The 26,139-nt window shown below is 66.2% G+C and carries 19 protein-coding genes and 1 pseudogene; 16 read left to right on the top strand and 4 right to left on the bottom strand.

Going from position 1 to position 26,139, the window contains the following annotated elements; genetic code table 11:
- Positions 1 to 50: 50 nt before the first annotated feature.
- The 4 genes from RN02_RS31350 to RN02_RS33635 all read right to left on the bottom strand — a co-directional run bounded on the left by RN02_RS31350 (position 51) and on the right by RN02_RS33635 (position 6,141).
- Entirely contained in the window at positions 51 to 1,523 is a 1,473-nt protein-coding gene (locus RN02_RS31350) for a glycosyltransferase (RefSeq protein WP_043319387.1), read from the bottom strand.
- Positions 1,516 to 5,316, bottom strand: a complete 3,801-nt coding sequence (locus RN02_RS31345; RefSeq protein WP_082033939.1) for a CDP-glycerol glycerophosphotransferase family protein — start codon at positions 5,314 to 5,316, stop codon at positions 1,516 to 1,518. Before RN02_RS31345 ends, RN02_RS31350 begins: the two co-directional genes overlap by 8 nt.
- Positions 5,309 to 5,716, bottom strand: a complete 408-nt coding sequence (gene tagD / locus RN02_RS31340; protein WP_043319385.1) for a glycerol-3-phosphate cytidylyltransferase — start codon at positions 5,714 to 5,716, stop codon at positions 5,309 to 5,311. The genes RN02_RS31345 and tagD overlap by 8 nt, the downstream gene beginning before the upstream one ends.
- 206 nt (positions 5,717 to 5,922) lie before the next feature.
- Positions 5,923 to 6,141: a hypothetical protein gene (locus RN02_RS33635; protein ID WP_152623851.1), complete on the bottom strand. Its 219-nt coding sequence runs from the start codon at positions 6,139 to 6,141 to the stop codon at positions 5,923 to 5,925.
- Between RN02_RS33635 and flgB the strand changes: the two genes are divergently transcribed.
- The 16 genes and pseudogenes from flgB (at position 6,134) to RN02_RS31260 (ending at position 25,976) form a co-directional block, all read left to right on the top strand.
- Positions 6,134 to 6,541: a flagellar basal body rod protein FlgB gene (flgB, locus tag RN02_RS31335; RefSeq protein ID WP_009620829.1), complete on the top strand. Its 408-nt coding sequence runs from the start codon at positions 6,134 to 6,136 to the stop codon at positions 6,539 to 6,541. The genes RN02_RS33635 and flgB overlap by 8 nt on opposite strands.
- 5 nt (positions 6,542 to 6,546) lie before the next feature.
- Entirely contained in the window at positions 6,547 to 6,987 is a 441-nt protein-coding gene (gene flgC / locus RN02_RS31330; RefSeq protein WP_043319383.1) for a flagellar basal body rod protein FlgC, read from the top strand.
- 16 nt (positions 6,988 to 7,003) lie between these two features.
- Positions 7,004 to 7,705, top strand: coding sequence for a flagellar hook assembly protein FlgD (gene flgD / locus RN02_RS31325; RefSeq protein WP_043267665.1), 702 nt, complete (start codon positions 7,004 to 7,006; stop codon positions 7,703 to 7,705).
- Positions 7,706 to 7,732: 27 nt separating this feature from the next.
- The gene (gene flgE / locus RN02_RS31320; protein WP_043319381.1) at positions 7,733 to 9,040 is read left to right on the top strand and encodes a flagellar hook protein FlgE; all 1,308 of its coding nucleotides are present in this window, start codon (positions 7,733 to 7,735) and stop codon (positions 9,038 to 9,040) included.
- A gap of 193 nt (positions 9,041 to 9,233) precedes the next feature.
- Positions 9,234 to 9,977: a flagellar basal-body rod protein FlgF gene (gene flgF / locus RN02_RS31315; protein ID WP_009620836.1), complete on the top strand. Its 744-nt coding sequence runs from the start codon at positions 9,234 to 9,236 to the stop codon at positions 9,975 to 9,977.
- A gap of 46 nt (positions 9,978 to 10,023) precedes the next feature.
- Positions 10,024 to 10,809: a flagellar basal-body rod protein FlgG gene (gene flgG / locus RN02_RS31310; RefSeq protein ID WP_009620838.1), complete on the top strand. Its 786-nt coding sequence runs from the start codon at positions 10,024 to 10,026 to the stop codon at positions 10,807 to 10,809.
- A gap of 58 nt (positions 10,810 to 10,867) precedes the next feature.
- Positions 10,868 to 11,560 carry a flagellar basal body L-ring protein FlgH gene (gene flgH / locus RN02_RS31305; protein WP_009620840.1) on the top strand — a complete coding sequence of 231 codons (693 nt, stop codon included), beginning with the start codon at positions 10,868 to 10,870 and terminating at the stop codon, positions 11,558 to 11,560.
- A 14-nt stretch (positions 11,561 to 11,574) separates the two neighbouring features.
- Positions 11,575 to 12,684, top strand: coding sequence for a flagellar basal body P-ring protein FlgI (locus RN02_RS31300; protein ID WP_009620845.1), 1,110 nt, complete (start codon positions 11,575 to 11,577; stop codon positions 12,682 to 12,684).
- Between the two features lie 10 nt (positions 12,685 to 12,694).
- The gene (flgJ, locus tag RN02_RS31295) at positions 12,695 to 13,918 is read left to right on the top strand and encodes a flagellar assembly peptidoglycan hydrolase FlgJ (RefSeq protein WP_043319379.1); all 1,224 of its coding nucleotides are present in this window, start codon (positions 12,695 to 12,697) and stop codon (positions 13,916 to 13,918) included.
- Positions 13,919 to 13,944: 26 nt separating this feature from the next.
- Entirely contained in the window at positions 13,945 to 15,951 is a 2,007-nt protein-coding gene (gene flgK / locus RN02_RS31290; RefSeq protein ID WP_043319377.1) for a flagellar hook-associated protein FlgK, read from the top strand.
- A gap of 10 nt (positions 15,952 to 15,961) precedes the next feature.
- On the top strand, positions 15,962 to 17,551 hold the full coding sequence (locus RN02_RS31285; protein WP_043319375.1) for a flagellar hook-associated protein 3: 1,590 nt from the start codon (positions 15,962 to 15,964) through the stop codon (positions 17,549 to 17,551).
- A gap of 470 nt (positions 17,552 to 18,021) precedes the next feature.
- Positions 18,022 to 19,140, top strand: coding sequence for a DegT/DnrJ/EryC1/StrS family aminotransferase (locus RN02_RS31280; RefSeq protein ID WP_043319373.1), 1,119 nt, complete (start codon positions 18,022 to 18,024; stop codon positions 19,138 to 19,140).
- Positions 19,137 to 19,835 (top strand): WbqC family protein, encoded by a 699-nt coding sequence (locus tag RN02_RS31275; protein WP_152623850.1) that lies wholly within the window; start codon positions 19,137 to 19,139, stop codon positions 19,833 to 19,835. Before RN02_RS31280 ends, RN02_RS31275 begins: the two co-directional genes overlap by 4 nt.
- Positions 19,836 to 19,898: 63 nt before the next feature.
- Positions 19,899 to 21,170, top strand: coding sequence for an ATP-grasp domain-containing protein (locus RN02_RS31270; protein WP_043319369.1), 1,272 nt, complete (start codon positions 19,899 to 19,901; stop codon positions 21,168 to 21,170).
- On the top strand, positions 21,167 to 22,459 hold the full coding sequence (locus RN02_RS31265; RefSeq protein WP_043319366.1) for a CDP-glycerol glycerophosphotransferase family protein: 1,293 nt from the start codon (positions 21,167 to 21,169) through the stop codon (positions 22,457 to 22,459). The genes RN02_RS31270 and RN02_RS31265 overlap by 4 nt, the downstream gene beginning before the upstream one ends.
- Before the next feature lie 41 nt (positions 22,460 to 22,500).
- Positions 22,501 to 25,976, top strand: a pseudogene (locus RN02_RS31260) (glycosyltransferase).
- Positions 25,977 to 26,139: the final 163 nt, after the last annotated feature.

Genomic DNA, 26,139 nt, shown 5'->3' with positions numbered 1-26,139 from the left:
GTCGGAAGACCGGGGCCTTCGCTTATCTGCATTTGCCGGACGGGGCTCCGCTAGTTGCCGGGTTCCGTGCCCTGGAAGAGCGATTCGATCCTTCGCAGGATGGGGGCCTTGTCCAGGGCCGCGCGAGCCAGCGCTGCCTTCCGGCAATGTTCCAGCCGCACATCATCGACCAACATCTGCCGCATGCCGTCGATCAGGCCCTCGGTGGAGTTCTCCACCAGTAGGCCATAGGTGCCGTCGGCCAGCATCCCACGGTTACCTTCGCAATCGGTGGCCACCACCGGCACCCCCAGCGTCAGCGCTTCACCGAGCACCAGCGGGTGGCCCTCGCTGAACGACGAGGAGATGAACGCGTCCGCTCGCGCAATGAAGCGGTACGGATTGCTCTGGAACCCCAGGAACTTTACCGAGTCGACAGCGTTCAGGCGTCGGGCCTGCTCCATCAGGGCGTCCTGCTCCTTGCCTTCGCCGACCAGCACCAGTTGGTGATCGCTCCCCTCGGCACGTAGCCGGGCGTGGGCATCGATCAGGCGGTCGAAGCCTTTCACCGGCACCATGCGCCCGACCGAGACGAAGGTGAACTTGCCGAAGGGGTCGGCCGCCTCGCCGGCTTTTTCGAGGATGGCGTCGCGCTCGAAGAAATTCTCGATGACGCTCGTTGGGACCTTGGGTGCACCGAAGCGCTCGGCGAACCCCCGGCGAGCCGATTCGGCGACGAAGACCAGGTGATCGAAGCCGGCATAGTTCGCCGCCTCGTCCTGGCCGGGGGCGAAGCAGGGTTCGGTCCAGTGGTGATTGAGCAGGTCGCAGTGAATCCAGCAGAGGCGGCGTGCGTTGCCGCCGGCGATGATTTTCGCTGCCCAGCCTTCGAGGTAGGCGATCTCCACATCGAAACCGGCACGTACGAAGAAGCGGTGCAGCGCCTCGGGCTCGGCGAACTTGCACACGAGCATGCCGCGGATGACGTCTTCGCGCTCTTCGAACAGGGCGCCCACCCGCACCTGTGGCGGTACCTGCTGCAGGTACAGGCCTTTTCTGACGACTAGCAGCAGGGTCACGTCGTAGCGCGAGTAGTCCAGGTTATTGAGCAGGTTGATCAGCGCCTTTTCGGCGCCGCCGCCGCCCAGGCTGTTGATCGCGAACAGCAAGCGCGTCTTGCCCGGCACGGCGTTGCCGGCATAGAGGGTGTCCAGTTCGGCGCTGCGCTCGGGGGTGAAGACCAGGGCGTCGAGCCCGGCGAGTATCGCTGGGCACTGATCCAGCGTCAGCACTTTGCGCATGTCCAGGCCGGCCGCGGCCAGCGCGGGCAGCACCGAGGTCTCGCGCAGTGTGAGGATCAGCAAGTGATCGAAGGTTTGCGCGAGCACCTCGTCCAGGCTGTGGATCCGATAGGCGCCCACGTACTCGCCGAGGCGCCCGCCGTGGGTTTCCACCAGGCCGAGGATGTCGTAGTGGCGCTCCAGCAGGGGTTGGCAGACCTCGTAGCAGTCGCCTGCCCCGAGGATGAATACTCGCTTACGCATGGGGTGGTTTCCGAGCCAGAAGCTTGTCGAAGTTCGCCAGGGCCGCTTGCCGGTAGGCGTCGGCATCGAAATGCCGAACGGCCTGGCCGGTGAGCAGGAATTCGCGCATAGCCTGCGCCAGGCCGGTTTCGCTGTTGGGCGCCAGAGAGCCATAGGTCTCGGCCAGCACGGCACGGTTGGCCTCGATGTCCGTCGCTATGATCGGGCGCTGCAGCACCATGGCTTCCAGCAATACCATCGGCTGGCCTTCATGGTTGGATGGCAGCACGCAGCATGCGCAGTGCGCCAGCAAGGCGAAAGGATTGTTTCGCTGGCCTGCGAGCAGCACCGCATCCTGCAGGCCGAGCCCATCGACCAGTTCCGTCAGGTTGCGCTTCAGCGGCCCTTCGCCGGCGATCACCAGACGCGCCGGGGGAAACTCCATCGCCACCACGGCGAACGCCCGGATCAGCTTGCCCTGATCCTTTTCTGGGGACAGCCGCCCCAGCGCCAGGAATGTGGCGCCGCCGTCGAACCAGGGGGCGAGGTCGGCATCCAGAGGCTCGTTCGCGCGGGACAGGATCATGCGGGTATCGAGCATGTTGCCGCAGGCGACGAAGCGCGACGGGGCGATGCCGAAAGCCTCGGCAAGTTCCGTGCGATGGGCTGCACTGAGTGCCGGCGATACCGATACCACCGCATCGAAGCGCGAATAGAGGCGGAACTGCGTCAGCAGGGCCGGGTAGCGGTCGCGCTGCTGTTCCCGCATGTCCGCATGCAGGTAGACCAGCTTGCGTTCCTCGCCTGTGCCGAGGGCAAAGAGGCTCGACCAGTAGGGGTTGTAGCCGGAGAAGTCGATCACCGCCGTGAACCGGGTATCGCCGAACAGACGATGGAACTCGCGGCGGTAGGCCTGCTCCAGCATTGGCCAGATGCTGGCGTCGTCAACGTCGTGGCGGGCATTGAAACGGGCGATCAGCCATTGCTCCTCGGCCGTCAGCACCATGCCACCGGCGCGGGGAAGGATGCACGCGCCTTGCGGCAATAGCGCCAGTTTTTCCCGCCGGGCCGGGAAGCTTTCCAGGGCCCAGGGGTCGACCGTCAACGCCAGCGTATCGCCGCCCTCGTCGAGCGCGGCCAGCAGGTTGAGCGCAGAGGTGGTGATGCCGTTGGGGGCGAAAGCACCGACATGGAAGAGCAGCGACTGCCGCTGCGCCCGTGCCACCCGCCGCGCCTGCGAACCTTCGAAGAAGAATGCCGCGGCGCGTTCGCTCGACCGGCCATCCTCGTGCGGACAGAAGCGTGCCAAGGCATCCCGGTATCGCCCGTCGAACAGGCAGCCATTTGCCAACTGTTCGGCCAGAGCTTGCCGCAGGGCGGCCAGGTCACGGCAGAGGGTGCCCGGCATCTCGCCCTCTGCGAGGCTCGGCGGCCGGTGTCCGTCCTGTTCGTGGAGGTAGCGCAGGACCGGACGGCGTGTCGGCAGGAAGTCGAGGCAGAGGCCCGGATGGTCGGTGATCAGCGCGTCGGCGATGGACAGCAGTTCGCTGCTATTGATGTCGGACGGCGCCACGGTGACCGGCAGGGCTTTGCGGAGGATCGCCTGTTCGACGCTGGGGTGGCCATGGAAGATCAGGTGGTAGTCGCCGCGCGCCAGTCCGTCGAGCGTATCGAGGATCGGAGCGAGTGTGTCCGCGCCCTGCCAGGTCGGCGCGTAGAGCACCGCCGGGCGGTCGTCGAGGTTCAGCCGACGCCGCAGTGTCCGGCGAATCTCGGGGCCGGCTAGCACGGCATCGATACGTGGGTTGCCGGTTTCCGCCAGCTGTGCGGAGAACAGGTTCGCCACCGCGTAGCTCTCGAACAGCCCGTGGCTGGCATGCGCACCGGGACTGATCAGGTGGGTCGCCTGAAGGAAGTTGCGTGCGATGTTCCCATAGGCGAGAAACGCACCTTGCGCGTCCTGGCCCAGGCACTCCAACGGTGTGCCATGCCAGGTGTTGAGGTAGCTCTGCTCCCCGCGGCGGATGAAGTAGTCCGGGAAGCAGAAATTGTTGATCAGGTATTCGGCCGTCGCCAGGTAGCGGCGATAAAGGCTGCTGCCGTGTTCGACGATGATGACGTTGGGCATGCGGCGATAGGCCTGCGGCACGCTGTCGGCGTGCCGGATCGCCCAGACGTGCAGCCAGCCGGCATGGTCCGGCTGGCGCAGCAGGTGGCGGAACAGCGCAAGGGGGTTGCAGCCCATCGTCTGCCCGGCAAAGCTTTCGTACATCACCACGCGGCGACGCAGCGGCAGCGTGGCGACGAACTCGGCGAACTCCTGCCAAGCGTCCTGGGCGTCGGCTTCGATCAGCGATGGGCGCTTGAACAGCCTGGTCTCGGCGAAAGCCTCGCAGGCTTCCCGCAACCTGCCAGCCTCGATCAGCACCACGCCCAGGCGGTAATACCAGTTCGGGGCATGGGTGTTGCTGCGTGCGATCGCAGCCTCGTAGGCCTCGACAGCATCCTGCCAATCCCCAGCGTGCTCGCAGCAGGCGCCGAGCCGAAAGTACCGCTCGGCATCGCTTCCCTGTTCGGCCAGCTCGTGCCGGATCTGTTCCGGGTTCTGCAGTGGCTGCGCCGGCAATCCTGCATTGCGGTCACATACCTGCAACCAGGCGTCGCAGGCGCCCCGGTGGTCCGCGTTGCAATACAGCGCGTAGCCGTGGCGGTAGTGCCAATCCGCTGCCGGCTGCTCATGGGTATTCAGTGCCTGGGCATAGGCTTGGGCCGCTTCGTCGTATTGGCCCAGCCGCTCCAGCACCAAGCCGCTGCGGTAGTGCCACTCGGGGCGATCCTGCGCCTGTAGCGCCAGACGATAGGCGGTGAGCGCCTCTTCCCAGCGATAGCAATGTTCCAGGGCGAAGCCATGGCGGTAGTGCGCTTCGCCGTCGCCCCGCGCGCTTGCCAGTTCGGCGAAGGCCGAGGCCGCCTGGCTCCAGTCGCCGCGTTCCTGATACAGCACGCCCAGGCCAAAGCGCTGGACATCGTCCCGGGCATCCAGCGCCACTGCCCGCCGGAACGACTCGGACGCATCACCCGCATTTCCGGCTTTCGCCAGTGCGATGCCGAGGCGATGGTGCAGTTGCGCGTCGTCTGGCGTCAGGCGCAAGGCTCGTCGGTAGGCTTCGGCGGCTTCGACGCTGCGGCCCATTTTCATATGCGCGTCGCCCAGGCAGGCGAACCGGTCGGCATGGGTGGGATCCAGGCGAACCGCGTCGGCCAGCACCTCGCAGGCGCGCCACCAGGTCTGCCGCGTCAACAACACAGTACCGAGCAGATGCAGGTGGCCGGCATTCTCGGGATCGGCACAGACCGCCTTGTCGCCGGCGATTTCGGCGAGGTCCCAGGCCCCGAGACGCCCAAGCGAGCGGGTGATTCTGGCGTAGGTCTCCGCGTCAGCGGGCAGGCTGCGCAGCAGCGCCATGCTCGCCAGGTTGAAGGCCGCTTTTTCCGCCGTGCTGGCGAACCCGCCGTCCGGGGCTGCGTGTGTGAGTCCCTGGGCCCGGCCAACCACCGCATAGTGCAGGGCCGGGTTGGGTGCCGCTACATCGCCGCCAAGGTGCTTGATCCAGTACCACCACAGGTTGAAGCCAGGGGAGGGATCGCGCAGTTCACGCCAGCCCTGTCGGCAGAAATGTTCCAGCGGTGATAGATCGAGGCCCGCGATCTCGGGGTTGTCCCGCAGGTAGGCCTGGGCATCGAACAGTTCGCTCCGTTCGAGCAACGCGACCTGTTCTTCCAGGGACAACGCCGATTCCCACGTCTCAGGCATTGGCCGCCCCAGCCGGGTTGCGGATCGATTCCTTCAGCGAGGTGGTGGAAATGTCCGTGGTGCGGGGCAGGTACACCACCTCGCAATGCGCCTTGAGGAAGTCGAATTGCCCCTGCCAGTCGTCACCCATGACGAAGGTGTCCGCCGAATACTTCCTCACGTCGTGGACCTTCTGCTCCCAGTTTTCCTCCGGGAACACCTCGTCGACGTAGCGGATGGCTTCGAGCACGGCCTTGCGATTGGCGTAGTCCTGCAGCGCGCTCTTGTGCTTGAGCGCGTTGAAGGCATCGGTGGACAGGCCGACGATCAGGTAGTCGCCCAGTGCTTTCGCCCGGCGCAACAGATTGATATGCCCCACGTGGAGAATATCGAAGGTGCCGTAGGTAAGAATTCTTTTCATACCGCTCCTGGAGTCTGTTCCCGTTTCCCCGATCGCAGCCCATCGATGAGCGCTGGGTGAAGTGGCGGGAAATTTTGCTGCACAAGGCTCCTAGCAACAAGTGTGCCCTCCCAATGACCGCCTGGAGGTAGTGCGCCCTATGCGCAGGCGGTCGCCCGAGCACAGGCGCGGGAGGCTTTCGTAGGCTGGATTGGGTTCCATGGTCGCTACGGCGCCGGGAAGGTCGGGCAACTCTCCTTGCCGCAAGAGGGGAGCCGGCTTTGCCGCCGGGCGGTAAGGCCTTGCCGCTTGCCGCGGTTTGCCGCCCTTTGCCGCTTGCGGATCATCGGCAATTCATTGATTAATAAGGATTTAAAGTTTTGGCACGCACCTTGCTGAAGTGCTGGCAAGCCCACACCGGCAAACAGGTTCGTGACCATGAGCATCAGCTTCGACTCCGCCCTCGGCATCCACGCACAAGCGCTCAGCTTCCGCTCGCAGCGCGCCGAAGTGCTGGCCAACAACCTGGCCAACGCCGACACCCCCAACTACAAGGCGCGCGACCTGGACTTCGCTTCCGTGCTCGCGGCCCAGGCCGACAAGGCCAAGAGCGGCACCTTCAGCACCGCCGTCACCAACGCCCGGCACATCGAGGCCGACGGCGTGGCCATGGGCGACGACTCGCTGAAATACCGCATCCCGACCAATCCCTCCATCGACCAGAACACCGTCGACGAGCAGGTCGAGCAGGCCAACTACGCGCAGAACGCCGTGCAGTTCCAGGCCAGCTTCACCTTCCTCAACAGCAAGTTCAAAGGCCTGATGGGCGCCCTGCGCGGAGAGTGATAGCCATGTCCCTTGCCAGTGTCTTCAACATCGCCGGTAGCGGCATGAGTGCCCAGACCACCCGTCTGAACACCACCGCCTCGAACATCGCCAACGCCGAGAGCGTGTCCTCGAGCATCGACCAGACCTACCGCGCCCGCCACCCGGTGTTCTCCGCCATGTTCCAGCAGGCGCAGAGCGGCCAGGGCTCGCTGTTCCAGGACACCGACCAGGCCGGCACCGGCGTGCAGGTGATGGGCGTGGTCGAGGACCAGAGCCCGCTGGTGCCGCGCTACGAGCCGAACCATCCGGCCGCCGACGCCAACGGCTACGTGTACTACCCCAACGTCAACGTGGTGGAGGAAATGGCCGACATGATGTCCGCCAGCCGCTCCTTCCAGAGCAACGCGGAAATGATGAATACCGCCAAGCAGATGATGCAGAAGGTCCTGACCCTGGGTCAGTAAGCGCAGAGGACGCCCCATGAGCATCGACAACACCAGTAGCACCTCGAACTCGATCCTCTCGTCGCTGAACGCCGGGTCGAGTTCCTCGTCTTCCACCTCGGAAACCGGCACCAGTGCGCTGGGCAAGGATTCGTTCCTGCAACTGCTGGTCACCCAGCTGAACAACCAGAACCCGCTGGACCCGCAGGACAATACCCAGTTCGTCTCCCAGCTCGCCCAGTTCAGCAGCCTGGAGAGCATGGAGAACCTGGATACCACCCTGGGCAACTTCTATTCCTCGTTCCAGTCGTCCCAGGCGCTGCAGGCCTCGTCCCTGGTCGGCCGCTCGGTGATCGTCAACTCCAGCAAGGTCCAGGTCGACGACCCCAGCGCCGGCGTGCAGGGCTCGCTGGTGATGCCGTCCAACGGCGATGGCGTGACCCTGAAAATCTATGACGACGACGGCGAGCTGGTGCGCACCATCGACATGGGCAGCCAGAAGAGCGGCAACATCGACTTCACCTGGGACGGCAAGGACGACAGCGGCGAGCAGGTGGCCTCCGGCACCTACACCATCAAGGCCACGGCCTCGCTGGACGGCACCAGCACCGCCCTGACCACCTACCTGCCGGCCACGGTCAACAGCGTCACGCTGGGCCAGAGCGGCGGGGAAATGACCCTCAATCTCGCTGGCATCGGCAGTGTCTCCGCCTCCAGCATTCAGACCATCGGAAAATAACGCCGTCCTTCGGCACGGGAGCTGACCATGTCTTTCAATACCGCCCTGAGTGGTTTGAACGCCGCTAGCACGGACCTGAACGTGACCGGCAACAACATCGCCAACGTCGGGACCACCGGTTTCAAGTCCTCGCGCACCGAGTTCGCCGACCTGTACGCCGCCTCGATGCTCGGCACCGGGCGCAACGCCGTGGGCAGCGGCGTGATCACCCAGTCGGTGTCGCAGCAGTTCACCCAGGGCAACCTGACCTCCACCGGCCGCAGCCTGGACCTGGCCATCAGCGGCAACGGCTTCTTCATGGTCAGCGACAACGGCAGCCGCCTGTACACCCGCAACGGCTCCTTCAACACCGATGCCAGCGGCTACATCGTCGACGGCTCCGGCAACCGCCTGCAGGGCTATGGCGTCAACGGCAACGGCTCGGTCGTCAACGGCGTGATCACCGACCTGAAGGTGGACACCGCCAACCAGCCGCCGAGCCCGACCTCGAAGATCACCTCGACGCTGAGCCTGAACTCGGCGGCCAGCACGCCGACCAACGCCACCTTCGACCCGGCCGATTCCGACAGCTACAACTGGTCGACCTCGGTGGACATCTACGACTCCCAGGGCAACTCGCACACCATGACGAACTACTTCGTCAAGGACAGCAGCAACAACTGGACCATGCACACCCTGGTGGATGGCCGCTCGCCGACCGACCCGACCAGCACCACGCCGCTGACCAGCCAGCTGAGCTTCAACAGCTCCGGCCAGCTGACCGGCGTCACCTCCACCGGCATGACCGTCAATGCGGACAAGACCATGACGCTCACCGGCTGGGTGCCGGCGGCGATCACCGATTCCACCACCGACCCGGTGACCTGGGGCGCCAACGGCGCGGCCGGGGCCACCGGCGGCATCAGCCTCGACCTGACCAAGACCACCCAGACCAACGCCGCCTTCGCGGTCACCGCGGTGACCCAGGACGGCTACGCCACCGGCCAGATGTCCGGCCTGTCGGTGGACGTGGACGGGCAGATGTACGCCACCTACACCAACGGCCAGTCCAAGGTGATCGGCCAACTGGTGCTGGCCAACTTCGCCAACACCCAGGGCCTGACCCCGGTCGGCAGCACCGCCTGGAAACAGTCGCTGGCCTCGGGCGAGGCGGTGATCGGCACGCCGACCTCCGGCACCCTGGGCTCGGTGGGCTCCGGCTCGCTGGAAGAGTCCAACGTCGACCTCACCGCGCAACTGGTCAACCTGATAGTCGCGCAGCGCAACTACCAGGCCAACGCCAAGACCGTGCAGACCGAGAGCACCATCTCCGACACCATCATCAACCTGCGTTGATGGCGGCAAAGCGCTCTTGCCGCAGGCGGCAGCCCCTCGCCGCCTGACGGCCCCTCAGGCTCCTTCGGGAGCCTTTTCTTTTTCATTCGTCCTTTCGAATCAGCGGCTTGCGTTGATTTTTCAATTCTGGCACAGCCCTTGCTGAGACACCTCCAGCACCGCCGGGAATCCGACCCGGCACTGGAGGAATGCCTTGGACAGAATGCTGTATGTCGCCATGAGCGGCGCGAGCCAGAACACGCAGGCCATGCAGGCTCACGCCAACAACCTGGCGAACATTTCCACGACCGGTTTCCGTCGCGACTTCGAACAGGCGCGGGCGATGCCGGTCTTCGGCGACAGCTTTCCGGCGCGCGTGTTCGCCATGAGCGAACGCCCGGCCACCGACTTCACCGCCGGCGCCCTGCAGGAAACCGGGCGTGACCTGGACGTCGCCGCCAAGGGCGACGCCTGGATCGCCGTACAGGCCCCGGATGGCGGCGAAGCCTACGTGCGCACCGGCAGCCTGGAAATCGACGCCCTCGGCCAGTTGCGCACCGGCGACGGTTTGCCGGTGCTCGGCAACGGCGGGCCGATCGCCATTCCGCCGGAAGAGAAGATCGAGATCGGCGAGGACGGCACCATCACCGTCCGCGGCCAGGGCAACAATCCCAACGCGCTGGCCACCGTCGACCGCATCAAGCTGGTCACCCCGGACCCGAAGCAACTGGAGAAGGGCACCGACGGCATGATCCGCATGAAGCAGGGCCAGCCGGCGCCGCAGCCCGACGCCAACGCCACCGTGCAGTCCGGCTTCCTCGAGGCGAGCAACGTCAACGCGGTGGAAGAGATGACCTCGATCCTGGCGCTGTCCCGCCAGTTCGAGCTGCACGTGAAGATGATGCGTACCGCCGAGGACGATTCCCAGGCCATGGCGCGGGTTTTGCAATTTAGCTAATCACCAGATCGAGGCGTCATGAATCCGACGCCCGAGGAGAAGACATATGCTTCCGGCACTGTGGGTCAGCAAGACCGGCCTGTCCGCCCAGGACATGAACCTGACCACCATTTCCAACAACCTGGCGAACGTCTCGACCACCGGCTTCAAGCGCGACCGCGCCGAGTTCCAGGACCTGCTGTACCAGATCAAGCGCCAGCCCGGAGCCCAGTCGACCCAGGACAGCCAACTGCCCTCGGGCCTGCAGCTGGGTACCGGCGTGCGCATCGTCGGCACCCAGAAGAACTTCACCGCCGGCAGCCTACAGACCACCGACAACCCGCTGGACATGGCGGTCAACGGCCGCGGCTTCTTCCAGGTGCTGACCCCGGACGGCACCGTCGCCTACACCCGCGACGGCAGCTTCCACCTGAACTCCGACGGCCAGATCGTCACCTCCAACGGCAACGCCCTGGAGCCGGCCATCGTGGTCCCGGCGGAAACCCAGACCTTCACCGTCGGCAACGACGGCACCGTCTCGGTGACCGTGGCCGGCAACTCGCAGCCGCAGATCATCGGCAACATCCAGACCGCCGACTTCATCAACCCGGCGGGCCTGCAGGCGACCGGCAACAACCTGTTCCTGGAAACCGCCGCCAGCGGCGCGCCCCAAGTCGGCACCCCGGGCCTGAACGGCCTGGGCACCGTGCAGCAGAACACCCTGGAGAACTCCAACGTCAGCGTGGTGGAGGAGATGGTCAACATGATCACCACCCAGCGCGCCTACGAGATGAACTCCAAGGTGATCTCCACCGCCGACCAGATGCTGTCCTTCGTCACCCAGAACCTTTGATGCATGACGCGGGCCCCGCGGCCCGCGAGTTAGTGGCTCTCCCCGAGAGGTAGTTGCAATGAACCGTTCCCATCTTCTCCCGCTGCTGGCGCTCGCCGCGCTGGCCGGTTGCGTCAGTCCTCCGCCGAAGCCGGACGACCCGTACTACGCGCCGGTCATGCCACGCACGCCCATGCCCGCGGCGCAGAACAACGGTTCCATCTACCAGGCCGGTTTCGAAAACAACCTCTACGGCGACCGCAAGGCCTTCCGCATCGGTGACATCATCACCATCACCCTCAACGAGAAGACCCAGGCGAGCAAGAAGGCCAACTCGGATATCTCCAAGGACAGCAGCAACAAGATGGGGCTGACCTCGCTGTTCGGCAGCAAGGCCACCACCAACAACCCCTTCGGCAGCGGCGACCTGAGCCTCAGCGCCGAGTACAGCGGCAACCGCGAGACCAAGGGCGACAGCGCGGCGGGGCAGAGCAACAGCCTGACCGGCTCGATCACCGTGACCGTGGCCGAAGTCATGCCCAACGGCATCCTCGCCGTGCGCGGCGAGAAGTGGATGACGCTGAACACCGGCAACGAGCTGGTGCGCATCGCCGGGCTGATCCGCGCCGACGATATCGCCACCGACAACACCGTGTCCTCGACCCGCGTGGCGGATGCGCGCATCACCTACTCGGGCACCGGCGCCTTCGCCGACGCCAGCCAGCCGGGTTGGCTGGACCGCTTCTTCCTCAGCCCGCTGTGGCCGTTCTGAGCAGGTGACCTGAGATGTCGATGTTCTCCCGCCTGCTCTTAGTACTCGGCCTGTCCTGCCTGACGCTCGCCGCCCACGCCGAGCGCCTGAAGGACATCGCCAGCATCCAGGGCGTGCGTAGCAACCAGCTGATCGGCTACGGCCTGGTGGTCGGCCTCAACGGCTCCGGCGACCAGACCACGCAGACGCCCTTCACCCTGCAGACCTTCAACAACATGCTGGCGCAGTTCGGCATCAAGGTGCCGGCCGGCAGCGGCAACGTGCAGCTGAAGAACGTCGCCGCGGTGTCGGTGCACGCCGACCTGCCGGCGTTCGCCAAGCCGGGCCAGACCATCGACGTGACCATCTCCTCCATCGGCAACGCCAAGAGCCTGCGCGGCGGCAGCCTGCTGATGACCCAGCTCAAGGGCATCGACGGCCAGACCTATGCCATCGCCCAGGGCAACCTGGTGGTGGGCGGCTTCGACGCTGAGGGCCGCGACGGCTCGAAGATCACCGTCAACGTGCCGTCGGCCGGGCGCATTCCCTCCGGCGCCACCGTCGAACGCGCGGTGCCGAGCGGCTTCGACCAGGGCAACAGCCTGACGCTGAACCTCAACCGCCCCGACTTCACCACCGCCAAGCATATCGTCGACCGCATCAACGACATGCTCGGCCCGGGCGTGGCCCAGGCCATCGACGGCGGCTCGGTGCGCGTCAGCGCGCCGCTGGACCCGAACCAGCGGGTGGACTACATGTCGGTGCTGGAGAACCTGGAGATCCAGTCCGGCGAGGCGGTGGCCAAGGTCATCATCAACTCGCGCACCGGCACCATCGTCATCGGCCAGAACGTGCGCGTATCGCCGGCCGCCGTGACCCACGGCAGCCTCACCGTGACCATCACCGAGGACCCGATCGTCAGCCAGCCCGGCCCCTTCTCCAACGGCGAGACCGCGGTGGTGCCGCGCTCGCGGGTGAACGCCGAGCAGGAAGCCAAGCCGATGTTCAAGTTCGGCCCGGGCACCACCCTGGACGAGATCGTCCGCGCGGTGAATCAGGTGGGCGCGGCGCCCAGCGACCTGATGGCCATTCTCGAAGCCCTCAAGCAGGCCGGCGCGTTGCAGGCCGAGCTGATCGTCATCTGAGGACGCCGCCATGGACGCACGACTGCTCAACTCCGGCGCCAGCGCCAGCGCCAGCGACAGCCAGGCCTACACCGACCTCAACCGCTTGAGCCAGCTGAAGAGCGGCGACCGCAACAGCCAGGGCAACATCCGCAAGGTGGCCCAGGAGTTCGAGTCGCTGTTCCTCAACGAGATGCTCAAGTCGATGCGCTCGGCCAACGAGGTGTTCGCCAAGGACAACCCGCTCAACAGCGAGACCGCCAAGCAGTACCAGGACATGTACGACCACCAGCTGTCGGTGTCCCTGGCGCGCGAGGGGCACGGCATCGGCCTGGCCGACGTGCTGGTCAAGCAGATGGAGAAGATGCAGGGCGTGCGCCACACCGGCAACAACCCCTTCGCCCAGGTCCAGGCGCAATCCGATACCCAGGCCACCGAGGCGGTGGCGGGGCAGGACCGGCAGCGGGCGAAGAGCCTGTGGTCCGCCAGCGGCAAGCCGCTGACGCAGCCCGAGCCCGGCCGCGACGACCGCCAGGCGCTGAACGCGCGGCGCCTGGCCCTGCCGGGCACGCTGGCCAAGCGCATCGCCGCCGGCATAGTGCCGGACGCCAATGCCGCCAGCGCCAGCCAGCCGACGCAGCTGGCCAGCAGCGACTGGCGCAACGGCAGGGGCTACGCCCGCCAGGACGATACCGCCGGCAGCGCCGCCGTCGCCGATACCTCGGCCATCTCGACCAAGCCGGGCAAGTCCATGTTCGCCTCGGCCGACGACTTCGTCGCCACCATGCTGCCCATGGCCGAACGCGCGGCCAAGCGCATCGGCGTCGACCCGCGCTACCTGGTGGCCCAGGCCGCGCTGGAAACCGGTTGGGGCAAGAAGATGATCGCCCAGCGCGACGGCAGCAGCAGCCACAACCTGTTCGGTATCAAGACCGGTTCGAGCTGGAGGGGCGACTCGGCGCGCGCGCTCACCAGCGAGTACGAGAACGGCAAGCAGGTGAAGGAAGTGGCCTCGTTCCGCGCCTACAACTCCTTCGAGCAGAGCTTCCAGGACTACGTCAGCTTCCTGCAGAACAACGACCGCTACCAGGGCGCCCTGGACTCCGCCGCGCGCCCCGAGCAGTTCATGAAGGAACTGCAGCGCGCCGGCTATGCCACCGACCCGCAATACGCGCGCAAGGTCTCGCAGATCGCCAGGCAGGTGCAGGTCTACCAGACCGTGGCCATGGCCGACGCCCCGACCCGTACGCTTTGAAGAATGGAACGCTCTAAGGAAAGCCCATGAGCCTGTTATCCATAGGACTGTCCGGCCTCAACGCCTCGCAAACGGCGCTGAGCACCACCGGCAACAACATCACCAACGTCGACACCGCCGGCTATACCCGCCAGCAGTCGATGCAGGTCAGCTCGGCCGCGCAGTTCTCCGGGCGCTACTACGTCGGCACCGGCACCACGGTGCAGGACGTGCGCCGGATGTATAGCGAGTTCCTGGCCAACCAGCTGCGTGGCGCGACGGCGGTGAACAGCGATGCGCAGACCTACCTGAGCCAGGTCAACCAGGTCGACTCGCTGCTGTCGGACAGCACCACCGGCCTGTCCTCGGTGATGCAGAACTTCTTCGCCTCGCTGCAGACCGCGGCCGGCACCCCGACCGACTCCGCCTCGCGGCAACTGGTGCTGACCCAGGCGAAGAACCTGGCGCAACGCTTCAATTCCATCTCCACCCAGTTGGGCACCCAGAACAGCTACGTCAACACCCAGATGAGCAGCCTGGCCGGGCAGGTCAGCGACCTGGCCAAGACCATCGCCCAGTACAACCAGGCGATCACCGCCGCCGAATCCGCCGGCGCCAGCGCCAACGACCTGCAGGACAAGCGCGACCAGGCGGTGGTGCAGCTGTCGGACATGATCGGCGTCAGCGTGGTCAAGCAGGGCAGCAGCTACAACCTCTACCTGGGCTCCGGCCAGCCGCTGGTGGTGGGCAGCAACGCCTCGACCCTGAGCGCCGCGCCCAGCGCCAGCAACCCGTCGCAGTACAGCCTGTCGCTGAACTCCAGCTCCAGCGGCGTGACCGTGGACGTCACCTCGGTGGTCACCGGCGGCCAGATGGGCGGCCTGCTGCGCTACCGCAGCGAGGTGCTGAACACCACCCAGAACGAACTGGGGCGCATGGCCATCGTCCTCGCCGACACCTTCAACAGCCAGCTGGCCCAGGGCCTGGACCTCAACGGCAACTTCGGCGCCGCGCTGTTCAAGGACATCAACGATGCCAGCGTGATCGGCAACCGCAGCCTGGCCAACGGCCTCAACAGCGGCACCGGCAACCTTAACGTCAGCATCGACGACAGCAGCGCGCTGACCACCAGCGACTACGAGGTGACCTTCACCTCGGCCACCGGCTACACCGTCAGGCGCCTGTCCGATGGCGAGGTGATGGGCAGCGGCGACCTCACCGACGATCCGCCCAAGGAATTCGACGGCTTCAGCCTCAGCCAGCAGAGCGTCGGCACCATCCAGGCCGGCGACCGCTTCACGGTGATCCCCACGCGCACCGCCGCGGCGGACATCTCGGTAGCGATGACCGACGCCAACCGCCTGGCGCTGGCCTCGCCGCTGGTCTCCACCACCACCACCGGCAACATCGGCAGCGGCACCATCAGCGGCACCAGCCTGACCACCGAGCTCGACGCCAGCAACAGCGCCGACCTGGCGGCGGCGATCAAGGCTGGCATGCCGGTCAAGCTGGTGTTCGACGCCGCCGCCGGCGACGGCACCCAGGGCTACACGATCTACGATTCCGCCGGCAACTCGCTGGGCACCGGCAGCATAGTGCCGGGGCAGAGCAACGACATCAGCGTCACCGTGCCCGGCACGCCGTCGTTCAGCTTCCAGACCAGCATCGGCGGCTACCCCGGCAGCGGCGACAGCTTCACCGTCGCCTTCAATTCCGATGGCGACGCCGACAACGGCAACGCGCAGAAGCTCATCGACCTGCAGAGCGCCAAGACCGTGGGCAGCGGCACCGGCAGTGGCAGCGGCATGAGCCTGACCGGCGCCTACAGCAGCCTGACCGAGACCGTCGGCGCCCAGGCCAACCAGGCCAAGCTGGACGCCACCGCCACCGACGCGGTGCTGACCCAGGCGCAGAACACCCGCGACTCGCTGTCGGCGGTCAACCTCGACGAGGAAGCGGCCAACCTGGTGAAGTTCCAGCAGTACTACACGGCCTCCGCGCAGATCATCAAGACCGCGCAGACGCTCTTCGACACCCTGATCAACAACATCTGAGGCGGCCGTGATGCGTATTTCCACCCCGCAGATCTTCAGTTCCAACATCGACAACTACAACCGCGGCTACGCCAGCCTGGCCAAGACCCAGGAGCAGATCTCCAGCGGTGTGCGCATCCAGACCCCCGCCGACGACCCCGTCGGCGCCGCGCGCCTGCTGCAACTGCAACAGCAGCAGGCGCTGCTGACGCAATACAGCAGCAACATGACCACCGCGCAGAACGCTCTGAACCAGGAAGAGAGCGTGCTGTCCTCGATCACCAACGTGCTGCAGCAGGCCCGCGAGGTCGCGGTACGCGCCGGCGACGGCTCCCTCACCGACGACGACCGCAAGGCCCTGGCCGACCAGCTCGGGCAGATCCAGCAGCAGCTGCTGACGTTGATGAACAGCAAGGACGCCAGCGGCAACTACCTGTTCTCCGGCAGCAAGAGCACGGTGCAGCCGTTCATCCAGAACGCCGACGGCACCTACAGCTACCAGGGCGACCAGAGCTCGCTGAACCTGCAGATCGCCGACAACCTGCTGCTGCCGACCAGCGACAATGGCTGGAGCATCTTCGAGATGGCGGCCAACGCCAGCCGCACCACCAGTTCGCTGAGCAGCAGCCCGAACAGCGACGGCGTGCAGCGGGCGTTCCTCTCCCAAGGCACGGTGACCAGCGACAGCACCTACAACGCCAGCTTCCGCGATGGCGCGCCCTACACCCTGAACGTGCTCAGCGGCAGCCAGTACCAGATCCTCGATAAGGACGGCAACGACGTCACCAGCGAGGCCAATACCAACGGCACCTACGACGGCACCTCAGCCGACAGCAACGCCATCAGCTTCCGTGGCGCGCAGTTCCAGCTCGACGTCTCGCTGCCCAGCAGCGACGACGCCAGCGACATGGACAGCCTGGTGAGCGGCTACAGCTTCAGCTTCGGCATGGCGCCCGACGACCTCTCGATCAAGCGCAGCGCCGCCAACACCTCGGGCGCGCAGATCACCGGCGGCACGGTCAGCGACCAGACCGCCTACAACACCCAGTTCCCGGCCAACGGCATACAGCTGAAGTTCACCAGCGCCACCGACTACGAGGTCTACGCGCTGCCGGCCAGCCAGGGCGCCACGCCGATCGCCGGCGGAACCCTCGGCGGCGCCTTCCCGCAGACCATCAGCGTGGCCGGCGTCGACCTCTCGATCAGCGCCTCGCCGGCCGCCGGCGACCAGTTCAGCGTCACCGCCAGCTCGCCGGAGCGGCAGAACATCCTCAACACCATCGGCGACCTGCGCACCGCGCTGAGCGCTTCCACCGCCAACGATCCCCAGGCCCAGCTGAGCATCCGCAACATGGTGGCCTCGGCGCTGACCAACATCGACAACGGCATGAACCAGGTGATGAACGTACAGTCGTCGGTGGGCTCGCGGCTGAACACCATCGACGTGCTCAGCCAGGAAAACCAGAGCCTGAGCCTGACCAACAGCACCACCCAGTCGTCGATCCGCGACACCGACATGGCCGAGGCCACCTCCAAGCTGGTGCTGCAGCAGACCATGCTCGAAGCGGCCCAGGCGGCGTTTGCCCGAGTCAGCCAGTTGAGTCTGTTCAACAAGCTCTGAGCCTACTCGATCGCCGTGCGCCTCCCGTGGGAGGGCGCGCGGCGTTTCCTGCGGCGGCAATCCCTTGCCGCTGCCTCCCGCTTTCTCCTGCCAGCGCTTCAAGCCTTCCCCAATCCCTCATACGCCGCGTCCCGCGCACCTTCGCGGAAGATGGCATTCAATTTGCTGAGGTCCTCTCGGGGCGATTCTTTCAGTCAGCGAATTGACGCCCCGTCCACTGGCTGGACTCCTGCGGGAGTCCAACCGCCAGTGCTTTTGGAACCTTCGCCAGACCTTGCCGTAGCGGCAGGCGGGGAGAGATGCAGCATGTCGAACACGATCATTCCCTCTGGAGCCCCGGCCAGGTCCGGTATTGGCCAGGAGCCTTCGAACCGCCTCCGCATGAACGATGGATACGAGGGGAAGCTCGACTTCCCCCTGTCGTATTCCCGTCGCTGCGTCTGCCCGATGTCGGTCGGCAGGGAGTAGTCATGACCAAGATCATCCCGGTCACCCGGCCGCTGCTGCCGCCCCTCGAAGAATTCCTGCCCTACCTGGAACGGGTCTGGGCCAGCGGCATCCTCACCAATGGCGGTGACATGCACCGTGCGCTGGAGAAAGCGCTGTGCGAGTACCTGGGCGTCGAGCACATCGCCCTGTTCGCCAACGGCACCCTGGCGCTGGTCACCGCCCTGCAGGCATTGCGCGTCACCGGGGAAGTGATCACCACGCCTTACTCCTTCGTCGCCACCGGCCATTCGCTGCTGTGGAACGGCATCCGTCCGGTGTTCGTCGACATCGACCCGCAGACGTTCGGCCTGGACCCGGCGAAGATCGAGGCGGCGATCACCCCGCAGACCACCGCGATCATGCCGGTGCACTGCTACGGCAACCCCAGCGACGTCGAGGCCATCCAGGCCATCGCCGACAACTACAACCTGCGGGTGATCTACGACGCGGCCCATGCCTTCTCGGTGCGCGACGCCGGCGGCAGCATCCTGCGCCATGGCGACCTGAGCGTGCTCAGCTTCCACGCCACCAAGGTGTTCAACACCTTCGAGGGCGGGGCGATCATCTGCCCCGACGAGAAGACCTACCGGCGCATCGGCCACCTGAAGAACTTCGGCTTCGTCAACGAAACCACGGTGGTGGCCCCCGGCATCAACGGCAAGATGAGCGAGATCAACGCCGCCTTCGGCCTGTTGCAGCTGCAGCACATCGACCGCGCGCTGGCGCGGCGCAAGGAAATCGACGGCCTCTACCGCGAGCGCCTGGCCGGCTTGCCGGGGCTGAGCTTCATCGAGTTCCGCCCCGGCTGCGTGTCTAACCACGCCTATTTCCCGGTGCTGATCGACGAGGATTTCGCCCTGGAGCGCGACCGGCTGTACGAACTGCTGCGCGAGCAGGGCATCGTGGTGCGCCGCTACTTCTATCCGCTGATCAGCGACTTCCCGATGTACCGCGGGCTGCCGTCGGCCGAGCCGAGCAACCTGCCGGTCGCCCGCCAGGTAGCGAGCCGCGTCCTGTGCCTGCCGATCTACCCGGACCTGGCCGACGAGGATGTCGAGCGCATCTGCGACCTGGTCGTCAGCGCGGGAGTCCGGGCGTGATTCTCGCGGTAATGCAACCCTATTTCTTCCCCTACCTGGGCTACTACCAGTTGGCGGGGAGCGTGGATCACTTCGTCTTCCTGGACGATGTGGCATTCATCCGCCGGGGGTTCATCCACCGCAACAGCATCCTGCTCGACGGCGCGCCCCACCGGTTCACGTTGCCGGTGAGCGACCTGAGCCAGAACCGCGCCATCAACGAACACTGCTTCGTCGGCGACTACAGGACCTTCCTGGCGAAGCTGCACCATGCCTATGCGCATGCTCCGCATTTCCGTGGAGTGCAGGACCTGGTCGCGCAGGTCTGTTCCCGCCCGGAGCGTAACGTCGCGCTCAAGGCCGCGGATTCCGTCCGTGCGGTGTTCGACTATCTGGATCTGCCGCTCAGCTGTTCGTTCGCCAGCGAACAGCCGCCGGCCGGCCTGGGCGGCCAGCAGCGGATTCTCGCCCTGTGCCGGCATTTCGGCGCCGAGCGCTACCACAACGCCAGCGGCGGACGCGAACTCTACGACGCGACAGTCTTCGCCGAGCAGGGCGTTGAGCTGCGCTTCCTGCAGCCCCACCTGCGCCCGTACACCCAGCCAGGTACCGGCTTCGTCCCGGGCCTGTCGATCATCGACGTGCTCATGCACAACCCGGTCGAGGTCGTTCGCAGCATGCTGGCGGACTACGACCTGTCGCCGGCATCGGCTTGAGGTATCCCGTGTGGCCAATGTGATTCATCCCGGCCTTCTTCCCGTCCAGCCGGAGCCGCGCTGATGGCCCGGCTGAACGTGATGGTTTTCCCCTGCGGTTCGGAGATCGGGCTGGAGCTGCGCCAGGCTCTGGGCTCGTCCCTGCACGTCACGCTTTGGGGGGCGTCCAGCCAGGAGGACCATGGGCGGCTGGCCTACGAGCGCTACGTCAGCGTGCCGAACATCGCTGACCCGAGATTCGACGAACGCTTCCGCGCGGCGCTGTTCGAACGCGACATCGACCTGCTGTTCGCCACTCACGACTCGGTGCTCGAATACCTGGCGCCGCGCATGCAGGCGTGGGGCGTGCACCTGGTCAACGGCGACCCCGAAACTGCCTGCATAACCCGCCGCAAGTCGCTGACCTACGACCTGTTCGCTGGCGAGCCCTGGATACCGCGGCGCTATCGCACGCCTGCCGAGGTCGCCCAGTGGCCGGTATTGATCAAGCCGGACCGTGGCCAGGGCGGGCAGGGCGTCGGCGTCGCACGGACTGCGGAGGAGGCTGAACGGCTTCTGGCGGCGTGCTCCGAGCCGATCCTCTGCGAATACCTGCCGGGGCGCGAAGCCACCGTGGACTGTTTCAGCGACTGGCGCCACCAGTTGCTGCATGTCGCGCCTCGCCTGCGCTGCAGGGTGCGCGCCGGCATCGCGATGCGCAGCGAGCCGCTGCCCTGCAGCGACGAAATCCTCCGGATCGCCCAAGCCATCAACCGGCGCCTGAAGCTGCGTGGACCCTGGTTCTTCCAGCTGCGTGAAGACCCGCAGGGCAACTGGAAGCTGCTGGAGGTGAGTAGCCGGTTGTCCAGCAGCAGCGTTGCCCTTCGGGCCGCGGGGGTCAACCTGGCCCTGATGACCATCCAGGACCACCTGCAGCGCGAGCAGGTGACCCTGCAGGACAGCCGCGTCACCTTGCTGGAACGGCGCCTGGCCAGCGTGGCGGTGCTGGACTACGAGTTCGACACGGCCTACGTCGACCTCGACGATACCCTGCTGCTGGACGGCCAGGCCAACCCCCAAGCGATGCGTTTCGTCTACCGCCTGCTGCAGATGGGCAAGTGCCTGGTACTGGTCACCCGGCACGCGACGGACCCGCTCCTGACCCTGGCCCGGGCACGGGTGGCGGCCGAACTGTTCGATGACATCGTGCACCTGAGCCAGGGCGAGCCCAAGTCTTCCTGCATCACCGGGCGGGCGATCTTCGTCGACAACCATTTCCCCGAACGTCTGGAGGTGTCCCGAAGCAAGGGCATACCCGTCCTGGACGTCGATGCCATGGAGCTGTTCTTCCCATGAAGTCCTGGATCACCCGGCATTTTCGCCAGCGCTGGCTGGCCGAGTGGCTGGTGCTGCCGCTGTGGTGGCTCTACGACCGGATCAGCCCCAAGGATCGCCGGTCCTGGGCGTTCTTCGTCCACCCATTGCAGCCCGACCAGTTCATCGAGAACTCCCGCGCGCTGTTCGAGCATGTAAAGGCCGACCCCGCGATCCGCAAGCTGATCTTCACCCGCGGCATGGACGCGGACTTCCGCATCGAAGGCGCCTGCAACACCCGCATCGTCGACCTGCAGAGCTTCCTGGGGCTGTTGCTGCTGGCGCGTTGCGGAACCTATCTGCTGACCAACGCTATTGCCCTGGACATGTCCTGGCGCTGGCCGGGCGGCGACTTCTCGGTGGTCCGGGCCAGCCTGCGGCGGCGCCTGCTGGTCAACCTCTGGCACGGCATTCCGCTCAAGCGCCTGTTCGCACTGGCCAACCCCGAGCAGGCCCGGCATGCCGACCGGGTGGCCTACCGGCGTCGCGAGCGGGCCCACTACCACGGGCTGATCGCCTCGTCGGACATCGACAGCTACGCGATGGCGGCCATGTTCTATCCGATCCGCCATTCCTCGCTGTGGGTGACCGGCCTGCCGCGCAGCGATTTCCTGATGATGGCGGATGCGGCTCTGCCCGGCTTCTTGCGTGAGGAGGTGGAACACATCCGCCAGCTCAAGGGGGCGCGGCGGCTGGTGGTCTATGCCCCGACTTTCCGCGAGGCGGGCCTGGAGGGGGCGCAGTGCTACCAGTTCAGCGAGGCAGAGATCGACCGCCTTAAGGTCCTGATGCGCCGTCACGATGCGGTCCTGGGGTTCCGCATGCATTACTTCCGCAAGGGCGATCATGTGTTCAACATGGAGCGCTTCATCGACGGCGAGACCATCATCGACCTGGGCCACGCCGTGATCAGCGAGATCGCCCCGGTGATTCGCGAACTCGACGTCCTGATCACCGATTATTCGTCGGTGTACATCGACGCGCTCTACCTGGAGAAGCCGGTACTGAGCTTCGCCTACGACCTGGAGCACTACCGGAGCCGGCAGAACGGCCTGCTGTACGACATGCAGGTGGCCTTCCCGGGACCGGTGGTGGGTGAATTCGAGGCCCTGCTCGCCGCGCTCGACCGTGAGCTGGGCGGGGAGGGAAGGCAGGCCGCCGGCGAACGCTACCAGGCCTGCAGGAAAATGTTCTTCAACCATACAGACGACAGCAATTGCGCCCGCGTGGTCGAGCGCATGAAGGCGCTGAACGGATCAGGGCAGGAATGACAGTGGTGCAGAATACTCAACGTCCCTTGGTCAGCATCGTGATGCCGGCCTACAAGGCGGTCTACCTGGAGCAGGCGCTGCAGAGCCTGCAGGATCAGACTTACCGTCCGCTGGAGCTGGTGATCTGCGACGACTGCCAGACGGATGCGGTGCAGCAGGTCGTCGACGCCTTCTGCGAGCGGCTCGATTTCCCCGTGCACTACGAGCGCAACGAACTGCGCCGGTACGAGTCGGGCAACCTCGCCAGGTGCGTGAGCCTTGCCAGCGGCGAATACCTGAAGTTCCTCTACGACGACGACGTACTGCAGCCCGAGTGCATCGAGCGCATGGTCGAAGTCATGTGCGAGTACCCTGATGTCGCGCTGGTCAGCTCGCGGCGCCGGCGCATCGATGGGGAGGGCCGGCACCTGCCGGACATCCTGGCCACGGCCTTCCCCTTCAGCGGTGACGTGTTGGTCGACGGCAGCGAACTCACCTCCTTCCTGGCCGAGCACACCATCAATTTCATCGGCGAGCCCAGCACCGTGCTCTGCCGGCGTGAGCCGGTGGCGGTGTTCGGCGAGCAGATCATGTCGCTCAATGGTGTGCCCATCCGCTGGGTGGGCGACCTGGCGTTCTACGTGAAGCTGATGCATGGCGCCCGTCTGGCGATGCTGGCGCAACCCCTGGTGGACTTCCGGGTTTCCCGGGACCAGTTCAGCCAGGTCGGTCGTGATCAGCCGGGTGTCGGCGAGGCGGGGCATAACGACTTCCGCCAGGCCTTGCGCGACCTGGGCTGGCACGCTGCCGACAGCGATCGGCGGGTTGCCGTGGCGCCGCTGCGCGGCACTGCCGCCCCGGAGCGCGTCGACCTGTTGGCCGCCCTGCACCGGGCCCATGCCTTGGGCGAGATGATCGAGCGCTTCGACGAGTGGCTGGAGGCGCGCAAGCCCAGCCCGGTACAGAAGCGCCTGATCGACGAGCACCTGCAGGCCAACGGCATGGGCGTGCACATCGAGGTGCTGCTGCCGGTGGGCGAGGACGCCGTGGCCTTGCAGGCGACACTCGACAGCCTGGCGGTCGCCGCCGGGCTCTATCCGAACGTCAGCGTGACGCTGCTGTCCGAGCAACCTCCGCAAGTGAACAGCGGGCTTAGCCTGCGGCACCAGCCGGTGGATGCCGATGGCCTTGGCGTGGCGCTCAACGCGGCGCTGCACGGCAGCACGGCGGACTGGGTCCTGCTGGCCGACGCCGGCGATATCTTCACCACTTCCGGCCTGATGATCGCCGGCCTCGAGCTGATGACGGCCGCCGGTTGCCGCGCGGTCTCCACCGACCTGGTGATGCGCGGCGAGGATGGCTCGCAGGGGCCGGCGCTGCGCCCGGACTTCAACCTCGACCTGCTGATCAGCTTCCCGGCGTCCCAGGCGCGTCACTGCCTGTACAACCGCGAGGCGATCCTCGAAATGGGCGGCTTCGACGCGGACTATCCGCGGGCCCTGGAACTCGACCTGCTGCTGCGCCTGGTGGAGCGGGGCGGGCTGGGCGGCCTGGCGCATCTTTCCGAGCCGTTGCTCAGCACCCCGGCCGCGCGCCTGCAGGCCAACCCCGACGAGGAGCGCACCCTGCAGCGCCACCTGCTGGCGCGTGGCTACGAGCGGGCGCGAGTCCTGAGCCCGCTGCCGGGCCGCTACCAGATCGACTATGGCCATGCAGAACAGCCGCCGGTATCCATCCTCATCGTCCTGCGCGATCAGCTCGCGGCCGTGCAGCGCTGCGTGATGAGCCTGCTCGAACACACGGCCTACCCCAACTACGAAATACTGCTGGTGGACAACGCCAGCGAGAACCCGGCCACCCGCCAGTGGTTGGAGGGCGTCGAGCAGATGGCCGCCGAGCGCGTCCGCGTGCTGCGCTCGGGCGAGCCGCTGGCCGACGCGCGCTTGAAGAACCTGGCCGCCACCCACGCGCGTGGCGACTACCTGTTGCTGCTGCGTCCGGAGGCCGCCGTCTTCCAGGGCGAGTGGCTGGGCGAGCTGGTCAACCAGGCGCAGCGTCCGGAAGTCGGCATCGTCGGCGCGCGGACCATCGACGGTGACGGACGCATCACCCATGCCGGGCTGGTGCTGGGCCTGCGCGGCGTCGCCGGGCACGCCTTCATCGGCGAGGACATGAACGCCACCGGCTACATGAACCGCCTGCAGGTGGCGCAGAACTACAGCGCGGTCTCCGATGGCTGCCTGATGATCCGCAAGGCGCTGTTCGACGAGCTGGGTGGCCTGGACGAGGGCGACTTCGCCGAGCGTGGCGCCGATGTCGACCTCTGCCTGCGGGCCGGCGAGGCAGGTTACCTGGTGGTGTGGACGCCCCATGCGACCCTGTTGCACAGCCCGGCTACGGAAGCCGAGCCGGTGGAACTGCAGGACGCCTTCTACGCCCGCTGGTTGCCTCGCCTGGCCCGCGACCCGGCGTACAACCCGAACTTCTCGCGGGTCCGCAGCCGCGCCGGCTTCATCCTCACGGATACCCAACTGACCTGGCGCCCGCTGACCTGGCAGCCGGTGCCGACGGTCCTGGCGCACTTCGCCGATACCTTCGGCTGTGGCCACTATCGCGTCATCCAGCCGTACCTCGCGCAGCGCGAGCATGGCTTGATCGATGGCGTGGTGACCCACTCGCTGTTGCCGGTGGTCGACCTGGAGCGCTTGTGATACTGCTGCAGCGGCAGATCGGCGACGAGCGCCTCGACGCCATGCGGCGCATGAAGGCCTTCTCGAAAGCCTTCAAGGTCTACGAGCTCGACGACTACCTGCCCAACCTGCCGCTGAAGAGCGCGCATCGCAGCCACATGCCCAAGGACATCCTCAGGTCCCTGCGCCGCGGGCTGGGCTTCGTCGACCGCTTCGTGGTCTCCACCGAGCCGTTGGCGGAAGCGTTCGCCGACCTGCATCCGGACATCCGCGTCGCCCATAACTGCCTGGCCCCGGGCTGGTGGGGCGGCCTGCCGGCGAGCCAGCGCCGGCGCGGGGCCAGGCCGCGGGTGGGCTGGGCGGGCGGGGTCAGCCACACCGGTGACCTCGAACTGATCGCCGACGTGGTCAAGGAGCTGGCCAGCGAAGTCGAGTGGGTCTTCTTCGGCATGTGCCCGGACAAGCTGCGCCCCTACATCCACGAGTTCCATGCGGGCCTGCCCATCGATCGCTATCCGGCCAAGCTTGCCAGCCTGGACCTTGACCTGGCCCTGGCGCCGCTGGAAGACAACCTGTTCAACCAGTGCAAGAGCAACCTGCGCCTGCTGGAATACGGCGCCTGCGGTTTCCCGGTGGTGTGCAGCGACAACCGCGCCTATGCCGGCGACCTGCCGGTGACCCGGGTGAAGAACCGCTTCCGCGACTGGGTTGAGGCGATCCGCATGCACCTGGCCGACCTCGACGCTACGGCGCGGATGGGCGACGGGCTGCGTGACAGGGTGCGCGCCGAATGGATGCTGCAGGGCGACAACCTGCAGGCCTGGCACCGCGCCTGGCAGCCGGACTGAGGCTTTCGCCTGTCCGTGCGGAACCTCGAAAGCCCCGTTTCCCGGGGCTTTCGACTTTTTTCCGGGAGGCTGTGCAAGAAGGGCTTGAAAAAAAATCGAAAATCGCCCTAAAGCAAAATCCGCCACGGACGATAACCCTAACGAAGGTTCTCCAGGCCATATC

Origin of the sequence: Pseudomonas sp. PI1, from assembly GCF_000812405.1 — a bacterium.
Taxonomy (GTDB): domain Bacteria; phylum Pseudomonadota; class Gammaproteobacteria; order Pseudomonadales; family Pseudomonadaceae; genus Pseudomonas; species Pseudomonas citronellolis.
The sequence above is the reverse complement of the archived record's forward strand: the minus strand, read 5'-3'. Positions and strand labels throughout refer to the sequence as shown.

Bases quoted from the DNA above. Each gene is read 5' to 3' on its own strand.
- tagD (WP_043319385.1), bottom strand. From the start codon at position 5,716: ATGAAAAGAATTCTTACCTACGGCACCTTCGATATTCTCCACGTGGGG.
- RN02_RS33635 (WP_152623851.1), bottom strand. From the start codon at position 6,141: ATGCTCATGGTCACGAACCTGTTTGCCGGTGTGGGCTTGCCAGCACTT.
- RN02_RS31300 (WP_009620845.1), top strand. From the start codon at position 11,575: ATGTCGATGTTCTCCCGCCTGCTCTTAGTACTCGGCCTGTCCTGCCTG.
- flgK (WP_043319377.1), top strand. From the start codon at position 13,945: ATGAGCCTGTTATCCATAGGACTGTCCGGCCTCAACGCCTCGCAAACG.
- flgB (WP_009620829.1), top strand. From the start codon at position 6,134: ATGAGCATCAGCTTCGACTCCGCCCTCGGCATCCACGCACAAGCGCTC.
- RN02_RS31270 (WP_043319369.1), top strand. From the start codon at position 19,899: ATGGCCCGGCTGAACGTGATGGTTTTCCCCTGCGGTTCGGAGATCGGG.
- flgJ (WP_043319379.1), top strand. From the start codon at position 12,695: ATGGACGCACGACTGCTCAACTCCGGCGCCAGCGCCAGCGCCAGCGAC.
- flgD (WP_043267665.1), top strand. From the start codon at position 7,004: ATGAGCATCGACAACACCAGTAGCACCTCGAACTCGATCCTCTCGTCG.
- RN02_RS31280 (WP_043319373.1), top strand. From the start codon at position 18,022: ATGACCAAGATCATCCCGGTCACCCGGCCGCTGCTGCCGCCCCTCGAA.
- RN02_RS31285 (WP_043319375.1), top strand. From the start codon at position 15,962: ATGCGTATTTCCACCCCGCAGATCTTCAGTTCCAACATCGACAACTAC.
- RN02_RS31265 (WP_043319366.1), top strand. From the start codon at position 21,167: ATGAAGTCCTGGATCACCCGGCATTTTCGCCAGCGCTGGCTGGCCGAG.
- flgG (WP_009620838.1), top strand. From the start codon at position 10,024: ATGCTTCCGGCACTGTGGGTCAGCAAGACCGGCCTGTCCGCCCAGGAC.
- RN02_RS31350 (WP_043319387.1), bottom strand. From the start codon at position 1,523: ATGCGTAAGCGAGTATTCATCCTCGGGGCAGGCGACTGCTACGAGGTC.
- flgE (WP_043319381.1), top strand. From the start codon at position 7,733: ATGTCTTTCAATACCGCCCTGAGTGGTTTGAACGCCGCTAGCACGGAC.
- flgC (WP_043319383.1), top strand. From the start codon at position 6,547: ATGTCCCTTGCCAGTGTCTTCAACATCGCCGGTAGCGGCATGAGTGCC.
- RN02_RS31345 (WP_082033939.1), bottom strand. From the start codon at position 5,316: ATGCCTGAGACGTGGGAATCGGCGTTGTCCCTGGAAGAACAGGTCGCG.
- flgH (WP_009620840.1), top strand. From the start codon at position 10,868: ATGAACCGTTCCCATCTTCTCCCGCTGCTGGCGCTCGCCGCGCTGGCC.